At 58.8% G+C, this 13,089-nt stretch carries 12 protein-coding genes; 10 read left to right on the forward strand and 2 right to left on the reverse strand.

Features of this window, described 5'->3' with window-relative positions; genetic code table 11:
* Positions 1 to 74 precede the first annotated feature (74 nt).
* From KUV51_RS18560 to KUV51_RS18605, 10 genes are all read left to right on the forward strand, one after another.
* The gene (locus KUV51_RS18560) at positions 75 to 608 is read left to right on the forward strand and encodes an alpha/beta hydrolase (RefSeq protein WP_222522938.1); all 534 of its coding nucleotides are present in this window, start codon (positions 75 to 77) and stop codon (positions 606 to 608) included.
* A gap of 46 nt (positions 609 to 654) precedes the next feature.
* Positions 655 to 978, forward strand: a complete 324-nt coding sequence (locus KUV51_RS18565) for a hypothetical protein (RefSeq protein WP_222522939.1) — start codon at positions 655 to 657, stop codon at positions 976 to 978.
* A gap of 307 nt (positions 979 to 1,285) precedes the next feature.
* Entirely contained in the window at positions 1,286 to 2,230 is a 945-nt protein-coding gene (locus KUV51_RS18570; RefSeq protein ID WP_222522940.1) for a Bug family tripartite tricarboxylate transporter substrate binding protein, read from the forward strand.
* A 71-nt stretch (positions 2,231 to 2,301) separates the two neighbouring features.
* Complete coding sequence (locus KUV51_RS18575) at positions 2,302 to 2,742, forward strand: tripartite tricarboxylate transporter TctB family protein (RefSeq protein ID WP_222522941.1); 441 nt, start codon at positions 2,302 to 2,304, stop codon at positions 2,740 to 2,742.
* Between the two features lie 12 nt (positions 2,743 to 2,754).
* Entirely contained in the window at positions 2,755 to 4,254 is a 1,500-nt protein-coding gene (locus KUV51_RS18580) for a tripartite tricarboxylate transporter permease (protein WP_222522942.1), read from the forward strand.
* 3 nt (positions 4,255 to 4,257) lie between these two features.
* Entirely contained in the window at positions 4,258 to 5,433 is a 1,176-nt protein-coding gene (locus KUV51_RS18585) for an L-rhamnonate dehydratase (RefSeq protein ID WP_222522943.1), read from the forward strand.
* On the forward strand, positions 5,430 to 6,338 hold the full coding sequence (locus tag KUV51_RS18590; RefSeq protein ID WP_222522944.1) for a dihydrodipicolinate synthase family protein: 909 nt from the start codon (positions 5,430 to 5,432) through the stop codon (positions 6,336 to 6,338). The genes KUV51_RS18585 and KUV51_RS18590 overlap by 4 nt, the downstream gene beginning before the upstream one ends.
* Position 6,339: 1 nt before the next feature.
* Positions 6,340 to 7,053 carry a GntR family transcriptional regulator gene (locus tag KUV51_RS18595; protein WP_222522945.1) on the forward strand — a complete coding sequence of 238 codons (714 nt, stop codon included), beginning with the start codon at positions 6,340 to 6,342 and terminating at the stop codon, positions 7,051 to 7,053.
* Positions 7,053 to 8,057, forward strand: a complete 1,005-nt coding sequence (locus KUV51_RS18600) for a 4-hydroxythreonine-4-phosphate dehydrogenase PdxA (protein WP_222522946.1) — start codon at positions 7,053 to 7,055, stop codon at positions 8,055 to 8,057. Before KUV51_RS18595 ends, KUV51_RS18600 begins: the two co-directional genes overlap by 1 nt.
* Before the next feature lie 76 nt (positions 8,058 to 8,133).
* Positions 8,134 to 9,651 carry an aldehyde dehydrogenase (NADP(+)) gene (locus tag KUV51_RS18605; RefSeq protein WP_222522947.1) on the forward strand — a complete coding sequence of 506 codons (1,518 nt, stop codon included), beginning with the start codon at positions 8,134 to 8,136 and terminating at the stop codon, positions 9,649 to 9,651.
* A gap of 158 nt (positions 9,652 to 9,809) precedes the next feature.
* On the opposite strand, the gene KUV51_RS18610 is transcribed toward KUV51_RS18605, so the two are convergent.
* Together KUV51_RS18610 and KUV51_RS18615 are read right to left on the reverse strand one after the other, a co-directional pair.
* The gene (locus KUV51_RS18610) at positions 9,810 to 10,445 is read right to left on the reverse strand and encodes a response regulator transcription factor (RefSeq protein ID WP_222522948.1); all 636 of its coding nucleotides are present in this window, start codon (positions 10,443 to 10,445) and stop codon (positions 9,810 to 9,812) included.
* A complete protein-coding gene (locus KUV51_RS18615; RefSeq protein ID WP_222522949.1) occupies positions 10,438 to 12,753 on the reverse strand; it encodes a cache domain-containing protein in 2,316 nt (771 codons plus the stop codon). The genes KUV51_RS18610 and KUV51_RS18615 overlap by 8 nt, the downstream gene beginning before the upstream one ends.
* Positions 12,754 to 13,089 lie beyond the last annotated feature (336 nt).

Below are 13,089 nucleotides of genomic sequence, written 5' to 3' on the forward strand. Positions count from 1 at the left end.
CATCGCAACGCGTTCATACGCCATTCGGTCGGTCAACGCACAACAAACGACAAAGCATAGATCAGGAGAAAGCCATGGAAAAAGTGACCTTTGATGTCAAAGGAACCCCACTCGTGGGCGATCTCTACAAATTCGAAGGCAAGAAGCGCCAGCCCGCGGTCGCAATCATCGGGCCGATGACATATCAAAAGGAACAGGCGCCGACCGAGTATGCCAAACGCATGGCCGATGCAGGCTACACCGCGCTGGCCTACGACAGCCGATACCGCGGCGAAAGCGGTGGAGAGCCGCGCGCTTGGGAAAACCCCGCACACAAGGTGGCAGACCTGAAGGCTGCAGTCGCCTATCTCAGATCCCGAGATGATGTAGATCCCGAGCGTGTATTCATCCTGGCGATTTGTCAGGGAAGTTCCGAGGCGTTCCGGGCTGCCGCCGAACTGGGAAACACTGTGCGCGGGCTTGCGACGATCGCAGGCCACTACCGGGACAGAGATCGCAGGCCACTACCGGGACAGAGAGGGCGATATCGCGTGGCTTACGGAAGAAGGCTTGAATGCGCGCAAGGCCGCAGGCCAGGCTGCGAAGGCAAAATTCGAAGCGACGGGTGATGTCGACTACATCAAGGGCGTGGACGAAACGGATATGAACGTTGGCATGCCTGGCGATTTTGTATGGGTCTGGTATCAACCCTGGGCGGACCGGGGCATCTGGGAAAACACGTATGCCGTTATGAGCGACGCCGATCTGCTGGATTACGAATCCATCAGCGCAGCTGATCAACTCGAGGTGCCGTGGCTGATGATACACGGCGACAATTGCTTCATCCCGGACGCCGCACGCCGCCACATGTCAGCCGTGCCAGTTGAGACAAAAACCAAAACAGTCTGGGATGAGACGCCGCACTTGGCGTACTACGACCAACCCGATGCAATTGCTCGGGCGACAGCGGAAGTTCTGGATTGGTTCGGGAAGGCGTGAACGTCTGAGGGACGAACTTGCGTCGATTGACTGCGTTCACTCCCCGTCAGGAACCAAGGCTTGTCGCGGTTTCAGCTATTCGCCAAGCACACCTACCCGGACGCCCTGTGACCAACCGATGTCTTTTTTGATCCTTGTTCGTTCTGCCAATCGGCGCGTCCGCCGCGGCGCCTGGAGCCCCCGCATGACCTGCGCTCTAGTCAAGCGTCAAATTTACATTTTAAATTTTGGTATTCCAAAATACAGAAATCCGAACTAGGGTCGCGTGAGCGTACGTTTTGACGCTTCATCCGAGGGAGGAAATCTGATGAAAAATCTGCTCGCCATTGCTGCGGCCTGTACTCTCATGGCCGGTGAACTCGCCGCAGAGGAGTTCCCATCCAAGACAATCGAAGTGATCACCCACGCTGGTAACGGCGGTGGCACCGACGTCACGACGCGTATGATGATGATCCGTGCGCGTCGCGAATTGGGTACGGATATGGTTGTGGTCAACAAACGCGGCGGGGGAGGAGCCACCGCGATGGATCACTACCTGACACAGGAAGCGGACGGTCACAGCATCCTGACCTTCACTATCGGCCACTCGGCCACAGTTGCGCTCGGGAAGACAGAAATGTCCTTGGATGATGTGCGCCCGATTGCACGTGGCACCGATGACCCGCAAATTCTTATGACCCGTTGCGGTGTTTATGACGACGCCCAGGCATTTGTCGCGGCGCAGAAAGATGAGCCACTGACATATGGCACGACACACCTCGGCGGAATTGATGACGTTTCCGCCTTCATGTTCGCCCGGCGGGGTGACCTTGCCACACCGAAGATCGTTCCGTTCGAAGGCGGTGGTGAGTTGGCGACCCAGCTTGTGGCAGGTGCGGTTGATGTGGCCGTGCTGAACCTTGCAGAGGCCGGATCTCAGATCGAAGCGGGCGATGTCTGCCCCATGGTCGTGCTGGCGCCCGAGCGGATGAGCGGTCTGCCAGATGTCTCCACCGCGCAGGAGCTCGGCATCGACGCAAACTTCTCAACCGTGCGCGGTTTCGTTGTACACGCCGATACACCCGACGATGTCGCGAGCAAGATCGAAGGCGCGCTTCTCAATGCAATGAACCACACGGTCTATCAGGGCTTTCTGACCTCCGTTGGCCTTGATGCCAGCTCGGTGGCTGGTGCCGACGTGTGGGGAAGCCAGCTTACGTCGATGCAATCCGACATGGATGCGGCGCTGCGCGAGCTGGGCTTCATCGAGTAAGTCTCCCCAACTGGACCGGCTGAAACATACCGGCCGGTCCCTTTTGAGAACCCTTTTGCCTGGATGACCTGATGACGCGTTTTGCCGTTCCGTCTGGTATCATAGCGTTTTGCGGCCTTGCCTTCTGGCTGAGCACCCAATTCGACAAGGTACCGCCCATTCTGTTGCGCGGGATGCAACCTGCAGACTTTCCGCAGATGGTCCTGATCCTGATCATCGTGCTGTCGATCTGCGTTGCTCTATTTGATCGGCCCACCAGTCATGACCCGATCCCCACAAAGGTCTGGATCAGCCTTGCCTTGTTTGTGGTATTCGCCCTGGCCGCCCAGATTGACCTGTTTCTGGGGCTGGGGGTCTTTGCCTGCACCCTTGCCTATGCGTGGGGAGAGCGGCGTCCATGGGCCCTCGGCACCGTGTCTCTTATCAGCCCTGCGCTGATCTTTTTCCTCTTTGACCAGGTGTTCAACATCCGCTTTCCCCGCGGCCTGTTGACCAACCTTTGGTACGGATAAGGCGGGCTGTTGATGGAACCTCTCCTTGCCGGTCTCACGGCGCTCATGGACCCGAACCTGCTGGTGCTGCTTTTCGCTGCCACGCTGGGCGGCGTGATCATCGGGGCGCTGCCCGGACTGAACGCAACCACCGGCGCCGCGCTCTTGTTGCCCTTTACGATCACGATGGAGCCGATCCCGGCAATCGCCATCCTGACAACCATCTACTGTGCCGCAACCTTTGCAGGGGCGATCACGGCAATCCTGATCAATACGCCCGGAACGTCCGCCAGCGCGACCACCTGTCTGGATGGCTTCCCCCTCGCACAGAGAGGCGAAGCAGGCCGCGCCCTTGGCATGGCGACGATCTCATCAACCTTCGGAGGCATCATTTCGGTGGTGTGCCTGATGCTGGCTGCCCCGCTGATGGCGCGCATGGCCTACAATTTTGCCCCACCGGAATACTTCGCGCTCACAGTCTTTGGCATTTCGATGCTGGCCACAATCGGCGACGGCACCCCGCTCAAGAATATTATCGCGGGCGCATTCGGCGTGTTGCTGGCGACAGTTGGAAAGGACCTGCTGACAACGGTTGAGCGGTTCACCTTCGGATTCAACGAACTCTCGGAAGGGATCGGTTTCGTGCCGGTCATGATCGGCATCTTCGGCATCTCGGAGCTGCTTGTGCAGGCCGAACGGCTGAGTGTGGAGCGTCGGCAAGTCTTTATGAAAGCCATCAAACTGCCCAGTCGCGAAGACTACGCGCGCGTCTGGAAAACGGTTCTACGCAGTTCCGGCATCGGTACCTTCATCGGCATTCTGCCCGCCGAAGGCGCAACTGTGGCCTCTATGATCGGATACAACGAAGCGCGGCGCTGGTCGAAGAAACCGGAGGAGTTCGGCAAAGGCTCCATCGAAGGGATCGCGGGATCCGAGGCTGCCAACAACTCGGCAACAGGCGGGGCGATGGTGCCGACCCTTGCGCTCGGCATCCCCGGAAGCCCGACGGCGGCGGTCATTCTCGCGGGCCTGATGGTACACGGGTTGCAGCCTGGCCCGACCATGTTCACCGAACAGGCGACCTTTGCCTACGCGATCTTCTGGTCGATGCTTCTGGTCAACGTGATGTTCATCTTCGTCGGGCTGTTCGGGGCCAAGATCTTTGCCCGCGTCACGTTCGTGCCGGTCCAGATCCTCTGGCCCATCGTGTTCACCTTCTCAATCGTCGGTGCCTATGCGCTCGATCAATCCATGCTGGACGTCTACATCGCCATCGGCTCCGGCGTGATCGGTTACTTCATGCGCCGTTTCGGTTACTCGGTTGTGCCGCTGGCGATCGGCTTGATCCTCGGCGGTATGCTCGAAAAGCGCTTGGGTCAGTCGCTGATCATGCTGGACGACCAATGGTGGCTGATGTTCACGCGGCCCCTGACCCTGCTGTTCTTCGTGCTCACGATCCTTGCCCTTTTCGGGCCCTTGTTCTGGCGGCGCCTGTTCAAACAGCGCGATCCAATGGTTTCCACCGGAGAGTAATACATGACCAAGATCAAATCCATCCGAACGCGTGTTTGGAACTGGACAGGCCCAACTGTTCCGCCGCAGGGCAACTTCTGCACCAACGCCTCTGACGCGCTTTGGGACAGGGGCGACGCCATGGCATCCTTCCGCTTCCATCAGTGGCTCACCTGCGAGGTCGAGGCCGAAGACGGCACCATCGGGATCGGCAACGCGGCCCTTGCCCCAACGGTCGTCAAGAAGGCGATTGACGAGTGGTATGCGCCCCTGATCGTCGGCGAAGACCCTTTCGACTACGCCTATATCTGGGAAAAAATGTATCGCCGGTCTCATGCCTGGGGCCGCAAGGGGATCGGTATGACAGCGATCTCGGCGATCGACATCGCGATCTGGGACCTGATGGGCAAGCTGGTGGGCAAGCCGGTCTTCAAGCTGCTGGGCGGTCGAACCAAGGACAAGATCCCAGTCTACTACTCCAAGCTCTACGCGGACAGCATCGAAGCAATGCAGCGCGAGGCTGAGGAGGCGCAGAAGAACGGCTATCAAGCCTACAAATCACGCTTCGGCTTCGGCCCCAAGGACGGCATGGCGGGCATGCGCGAGAATCTCAAGCGTGTCGAGGCACTGCGCGAGGTGCTGGGCTACGACGTCGATCTGATGCTCGAGTGCTACATGGGCTGGAACCTCGACTACGCCAAGCGGATGCTGCCCAAACTGGCGAAATATGAGCCTCGCTGGCTGGAAGAGCCGGTGATCGCGGATGACATGGCCGGATATGCCGAGCTGAACGCGATGGGGATCGTGCCCATCTCGGGTGGAGAGCATGAGTTCAGCGTCATCGGCTGCGCAGAACTGATCAACCGCAAGGCGGTCAGCGTGCTGCAATACGACACCAACCGCGTGGGCGGGATCACTGCCGCGCAAAAGATCAACGCCATCGCCGAGGCCGCACAGATCCCCGTGATCCCGCATGCCGGCCAAATGCACAATTATCACCTGACCATGGCCAACGTGAACTGCCCGATCAGCGAATACTTCCCCGTGTTCGATGTCGAAGTCGGCAACGAGCTGTTCTACTACATCTTCGAAGGCGACGTAGAGGCCGTCGATGGGTACTTGCAGCTTGATGACGAAACGCCAGGGCTTGGCATCTCGATCACCGACAAACACCTCCAACATTTTGAGATCATCGAATGAGTTACACCGGTATCTGGCCCGTCGCACCCACGCCCTTCAACGACGATGGCACCCTTGATCTGGATGGCATGAAGCGTGTGCTCGACTGCCTGATCGATCAGGGGGCTGACGGCATCTGCGTGCTGGCGAACTTCTCGGAACAGTTCCTGATCTCGGATGCAGAGCGCGAGGTTCTTGCGCGCCTGAGCGTCGAACATGTCGCAGGCCGGGTGCCGGTCATCGTCACGATCAGCCACTATGCAACGCAGATCGCAGTCGAACGCGCCCGCTTTGCAAAGGACCTTGGCGCGGACATCGTGATGATGATGCCGCCCTACCACGGGGCGCTGCTCAAAGGCACACCCGAGCAAAGCTTTGGACAATTCGCAGACGTAGGTGACGTCGGCATACCGATCATGGTGCAGGACGCGCCCCTCTCCGGGGTTGACCTGTCCGTGTCCCTGTTGGTTCGCATGGCGCGAGAGATTGAGGCTGTGAAACTGTTCAAGATCGAGTGCCCTCGCGCAGCAAACAAAATCCGCGATCTAGTCGCGCAAGGGGGCGATGCAATTGAGGGACCCTTCGACGGCGAAGAAGCCATCACGCTTCTGGCCGATCTCGACGCGGGCGCGCGCGGCTCTATGACCAGCGGTATGATTGTCGACCAGATCAAGCCGGTGCTCACCCACCACTATGCCGGGCGCATGGATGACGCCACAGCCGCCTACGGGCGCGTCGCCATGGCCATCAATCACGAGAACCGGCAGTGTGGCTGGCAGTCGTGCAAAGCGGCCATGGTCGAGGGCAGGGTGATCAAATCAGACTTCTGCCGCCACCCGATCCCGCCCTTGCATCCGGCGATCCGGTCCCGGCTGTTGGATTTGCTAAGACCACTGGACCCGTTGGTCCTGCGATGGGGAACATAGAATGACTGACACGGCATGGACAAACGAACTGCGCAACTTCGTCGACCTGAAACCCCGACAGTCGCTTGCAGCAGATGCCGCCAACAACCTGCGCGAGTTCATCCTGCTCGGCAAGCTCGCCCCCGGCATGCCCGTGCGCGAGCGCGATCTGGCAGAGGCTTTTGGGATCAGCCGAACGCCTCTGAAGGAGGCGCTGCGCATCCTGGAAACCGAAGGGCTGATTGTCTACGGACCGACCCGGCGTCCACGTGTCGCCGACCCGTCTCTGGACGAAATCAACGATTGGCTGCGCGTGCAGGGCGCGCTTGAGGCGCTGGCCGGTGAACTGGCCTGTGCCAGTGCGACCGACGCCCAGATCAGTCAAATCGAGCAGATCAATACCGCGATCAAGGATGCCCGCGACACCCAAGGTCAGCTTGAGGCGTTTCGTATGGATATGCGGTTCCACGAAGCGATCGTGGCCGCCTCCGGCAACGCCGCGTTGGCAGAAACGCACGCAACCTACAATGCGCGGCTCTGGCGTGTTCGGTTCCTGTCCTCTCAACGCAAAGTCGGCCGGGACGTGACACGCAAGGAGCATCTGCAAATCCTTGAAGCGTTGAAAGCACGGGATGCAGCCGCCGCACGGGATGCACTGACCGGCCACTTACGCACAGCAGAAACCAATATCGCCGCTGCCGTCAGCGAAATGGAAAAGAATGAGGAGGCAAAGTAATGCGACCCAGACTTGCCATTGTACCGGGCGATCCTTCGGGAATTGGCCCGGAACTCATAGCGAAACTACTCAACGAAGAAGGCGTGCGCGACGCGGCCGACATCCTGTTGGTCGGTGACAGCCACTTGTGGCAACGCGGCGCGGCACAGGCTGGCGAAGCTGTGACACTGACCACGATCCCCGAACAAGAGGCGGGCACATTCAAAGGTCTCGCGCACCTGGAGATGAATACCATCGACCCGGCGCACGTGCAGATCGCGGAGGTGACGGTTGCAGGGGGCACGACGTCCCTCCGGTGCCTTGACAAGGCGCTCGACCTGGCCGTCGCAGGGCATGTGGATGGCGTCCTTTTTGCGCCGTTCAACAAGGCCGCGATGACGGCCGCGGGCCTCAATGCCGAAGACGAACACAAGTACATGGCGCGTTACCTTGGATTTGAGGGCTACCACTCCGAGATCAACGTGCTGGATGAGTTGATGACAACCCGTGTCACCAGCCATATCGGGCTCAAGGATGTGGCTGCCAATATCGACGGCCCCGGCATACAGCGGGCCATTGAGCTAGCCCACGCAACGCTGGCACGTGCGGGCAAGTCCCGCCCGCACGTCGCGGTCGCGGCCCTCAACCCGCATGCAGGTGACAACGGCAAGTTCGGGCGCGAAGAGATCGACGTGATCGAGCCGGTCGTGAAAGCCTGTCAGGCAAAGCAGATGAATGTCACGGGGCCGTGGCCCTCCGACACGGTGTTTCTCAAGGCCAAGCGCGGAGAGGTGGATGCCGTCGTTACCATGTATCATGACCAGGGGCAGATCGCGATCAAGCTCATGGGGTTTGAACGCGGTGTGACAATCGCCGGTGGCCTGCCGATCCCGGTCGCTACGCCTGCACACGGCACCGCCTTTGACATCGCGGGACAAGGCATCGCCAACGTCGGTGCCACGCGGCAGGCCTTTGACCTGCTGGTGCGCATGGCTCTGACCGCGAAGGCGGAAACCGCCGCCTGATCTATTGGCACCTGCGTGAGCATATGGGCGCCGAAAGCGCACCCGATTTGACCCTTCTTGATCTACGGAATGCACAATGACTTTCACTCCACACGGAAAACACCTTGTTGCAGGCGAATGGGTTGCAACCGACACCACCTTCAGTTCCGAACCGGCCCACGGCCCGTCCCATACATTCTGCGTCGGCACACCGGACCTCGTCGCACGCGCCTGCGCCGCAGCCGAGGCGGCGTTCGAAACCTATGGCTACAGCAGCCGCGAAAGTCGGGCTGACTTTCTCAACGCAATTGCCGACGAAATCGAGGCGCGGGGCGAAGCGATCGCCCAGATTGGAACACAGGAAACCGGTCTGCCCGAGGCGCGGCTCGAAGGTGAACGGGGCCGCACATGTGGCCAGTTGCGCCTGTTTGCGGATCACATCCTCAAGGGCGACTACATGGATCGCCGCCACGACGTGGCCCTGCCTGACCGAACGCCGCTACCACGCCCCGATCTCAAGATGATCCAGCGGCCGATTGGCCCGGTCGCCGTCTTTGGCGCGTCGAATTTCCCGCTCGCGTTTTCGACGGCTGGCGGCGATACCGCTGCCGCCCTCGCAGCCGGATGCCCGGTGGTGGTGAAGGGCCATGCGGCCCACCCCGGAACGGGGGAGATCGTGGCCGAGGCCATAGATGCCGCTATCCAGAAGACCGGGATGCCGGCGGGGACCTTCAGCTTCATTCAGGACAACGGGTACGAGGTTGGCAGCGCTCTCGTGCAGCACCCCTTGATCCGCGCGGTCGGTTTCACCGGCTCGTTGCGCGGGGGACGGGCCTTGTTCGACCTGTGTGCGACGCGCCCCGAGCCGATCCCCTTCTTTGGTGAATTGGGATCGATCAACCCGGTGTTCTGCCTGCCCGGCACCATCAAAAAAAGAGCCGAAACACTTGGTCAAGCGTGGGCTGCCTCCCTTCTTATGGGCGCGGGTCAGTTCTGCACCAACCCGGGCGTCGCACTCGTCGTCAAGGGGCCGCAAGCCGACAAGTTTGTTCAGGCGACCGTCTCCGCACTCCAGGAAGCGACACCGCAAACCATGCTGACGGATGGCATCGCCGAAGCCTATGCACGCGGTGTGACCGACTTTGCCAAGACAAGCGGAGTTCAGCAGCTTGTTTCCGAAAAATGCGTTGGGCGTCAGGCTGTGGCCACGCTTTTCAAGGTCTCCGGCACGGAGTGGCGTGCGAACGAGGCACTCTCCGATGAAGTCTTTGGCCCACTGGGGCTGATCATCGAAGTAGAGGACGTCGACGAAATGGTCGCATTGGCGAAATCGTTTGACGGGCAATTGACATGCACGTTGCAGATGGAACACGCGGACATGGCACATGCCGCCCGCTTGATGCCTGTGCTGGAACGCAAAGCCGGTCGGATTCTCGTCAACGGCTTTCCCACGGGTGTGGAGGTGGCTGACAGTATGGTCCACGGAGGACCATATCCTGCATCAACGAACTTTGGAGCGACATCCGTCGGCACGTTGTCGATCCGGCGTTTTCTTCGCCCTGTCTGCTACCAAAACATGCCGGATGACCTGCTGCCGGAGCGTTTCCAAATTTGACCATGGAGCATTTGCGCGACCCCACATTTCGGACATTCCCCGCAGGGGTGAAGTCAGTACATCGTGATACTCAATGGTCGCAACCAACCGATCCTGGTCTGTGCGCGTATCCTGTTTAGACTGACCGGCTTCCGTACTATGAGGCGCTTGGATCCCTCTTACACATCATGATCACTGACAAGACCCGCCTTGAGGCTGGTCTCGACCAGTTCTGCGACCGTTGCAACATCCATTTTTGCCAGGATGCGCGCACGATGATGATCGACAGTGCGCGGACTGATGCCAAGCTGTCTGGCAATTTCCTTGGATGAGTTTTGGCCCGGACGTGTCGCGAGCAACAAAGAAATCTCCTTCTCACGATCCGTCAACGACTGAAATCGCGTCACGATCCCGGATATCTGCATGTCGACAGCGCGCCGCCGCCTGTCGGTCTCCAGAGCAGCCTCGATCCTCTCGATCAACACGGATTGCTTGAAAGGCTTTTCCAAAAAATCGACTGCGCCCATTTTCATCGCCTCTACGGATTCGGGAACCCCGCCATGGCCGGTGATGAAAATCACCGGAAGCGGGCTTCCCATATCGTTCAGGCGTTTTTGAAGCTGTAGGCCATCCATCTTCGGCATACCGTAGTCCAGCAGCAAACATCCGGAGAGATCTTGCTCGTAGTTTTCCAGAAAGTCCTGCGCAGATGCGAAAGGCCTGACCACATAGCCGCGCAACCCAAGCGCACGGGCCAATGATCCGCGAATGTCCGCGTCGTCATCGACGAGAAAAACGAACTGGCCGTCATCCATCGTCCATGCCTTTCAAGGGAAGAGTGAAACTGAAGCGCGTTCCCTTCACCGAGTGTTCGTGCCAGATTTCTCCACCATTTGCTTCGATCAAGGTCTTGCTGATTGAAAGCCCAAGTCCCATCCCATCGCTTTTCGTGGTCTCAAACGGGGAGAACAGGCGCAAACTGTCCGCAATGCCGGGGCCGTCATCCTCGACATTCACGCGGGCAAACTTGTCCGTTGACTGTACCGAAACGGTAATCTTGCGCGCATTGGAGTCGCTTTCAGCAATGGCCTCGATCGCGTTGCGCAACAGATTGACGACGACCTGAGCGATTTGAACCCGAACCGCACGGACCTGAAGGTCTTCGCCCCTGACCAAGACGATGTCGATTGCGTGTTGCCGCGCATCCGACCGCACCAGCCGCCGGGCCTGCACGAGCAGTTCGCGGATATCAAAATCATCCGGAATGTTCTCGTCCTTACGGACCAAAGCGCGCAAGGCGCGGATAATGTCGGCGGCTTGGTGGGCCTGTTGGTCGATCTCGTTCAGCAGTCCCTTCACATCCGGCACCTTGTCAGGTGCGTGCCCCAAAATATAATCGGCCGCATCTACGTTTTGCGTGATCGCCGTCAGCGGTTGATTGAGCTCGTGTGCCAGCCCGGTCGCCAACTCTCCCATCATCTCCTGACGGGAGTAATGCGCAATCTCGCGGTGCAGGGTTTCGATCTGCTCTTCGGATGCACGGGCCTGCGTGATGTCGTCGATCGTTGCGACGATATAGGTGCCGCCATCTGCATCAGCCTGAAAGAAGATGCCGTTGAGGCTGATCCATATTGGACTGCCATCTTTCCCAATGACCTTGGCCTCGAAACCGAATGATGCGTGACCCGAAATGCGGTCCTCGAATTCGTCCAAAGTATCCTGATCATCCGCCGAAATCCGCGACTGAAATGTGGTGCCGACCAACTCTTCTTCCGAAAAACCGAGAAGTTTGGAGAAGCTCTCGTTGACGCGCAGCAGACGACCGGTCGTGCTTTCGATGTGCACCATTCCACGCGACGCTTTCTCAAAGGCCAGCCTGTATTCAGCCTCGGTTTTCCTGCGTTGCGAGATTTCGTTGACCAACGTGGTATTCGCGTTCTCCAACTCTTTGTATGTGGTTGGCATCGGGTCCTTCGGATTGACCTCGCCCTGCGAGATCAGGGCGGACCGGACGGCAAACGCACGCACCGGAGCATGGATTTTGTTTGCGAGCGCCAAGCCCAGCAGTGCGGTCATTGCAGCGACCGCGACCGCGATCAGCGTGTTTTGCGTCCGGTTTTCCTTGATCGTCCCGATGAAGTCATTTTCCGGCGCATAAAGCACAATCGTCCAGGGGATGTCGTCCAGTCCGAATGGCATGATCAACGAAACGAACTGTTGGCCCTGGTGTTCGAAATCACTCTGGATCAGTCCGTCAAGAGCAACGCCATCCCCGGACAACCGGTTCCCGAATGCGGCGCGGGCAATTGGGTCATCCAACGTATCAATCGAAGGAAAGCTCAACCCACCATCGTTGGTCTGGGTGATCAGCAAATCGGGGTCGGGATGTGCGATCACATCCCCGTTGCGGTTCAGGATGAAAGCAGCCCCGTTCTTGCCGACCCTCAACTGCGACAAGAAGCTCGATAGCTCACGGATCTCGATATCAACGCCGACAACACCTTGAACACGATCGTCAAATCCGACCACGGGCGTCGCGGCAGTGATACCGGGCGACTGTGATGTGAAAAAGATGTAGGGATCCGTCCAAATACTGTTGCGATACGCTTTCGCCTCTCGATACCAGGGCCGGCTGCGCGGGTCATACCGATCCTCCGGATCGAAAAACCACTCCAACGAGTCAAAGCTTTCGCTGCGCTTGATGAACTTGGTCCGCGTTCGGGCACTCACGGCAACATCAACGATCTTTGTGAGATACACGTTTTCGTCCTGTCTTTTGACATAGACAAAGTTGCCCGCTTCATCGCCGTAGTAGGCGCCAGCGAACTGAGGCGCTGATCTGAGCTGTTGAAACAGCAGACCTTCAAGATTTTCGCGCTCTTCGCGTCTGATGATCTGGTTTGACGCGAGCGCTGTCGACAGTTCTGCAGCACTGCGTGCGGGGGACATGAACCATTTGGTGTGCTGGATCACATTTGTGCCCACGTCCACCATCTGGGTACGGGCGTGTTCAAGAAGTGTTCTTTCGGACGTGAAGTAGGACGAAAACACGACCACCGCGATCGCCAGCAACTGCAGCCCGGCCAAGGCAAGAGCGAGAATTGCACCAAGAGATTTCATCATTCTTCGGAACACCGCAACACACTCAAACCTCGGTCAAAAGTCTAAGCGTAGCGGCGACAAAAGTGAACTGTGTGATGAAAAGTGAAAATCGCGCTCTGTCCCGAAGGACAGAGCGCACTAGCCGCAGCCACTCACTACTGGGCAAGCTGTTGTGATAGAAAAGGCAGTTTTCTAAATTTGGGACATTCTGAAAAGGGAACTTGTTACAAGTCTAAAGATTACGCTGTCGCTGAATGACTGGCTATTCGCGAAACTACCTAGGTAGTATTACCTACGCTCATCAGGCGCGGACACGGGCCAAGACCAGTCCAACCTGACGTTGGATAGCCGCGGCAG

It is taken from the genome of Tateyamaria omphalii (assembly GCF_019802125.1).
In the GTDB taxonomy this organism is placed as follows: Bacteria; Pseudomonadota; Alphaproteobacteria; order Rhodobacterales; family Rhodobacteraceae; genus Tateyamaria; species Tateyamaria omphalii_B.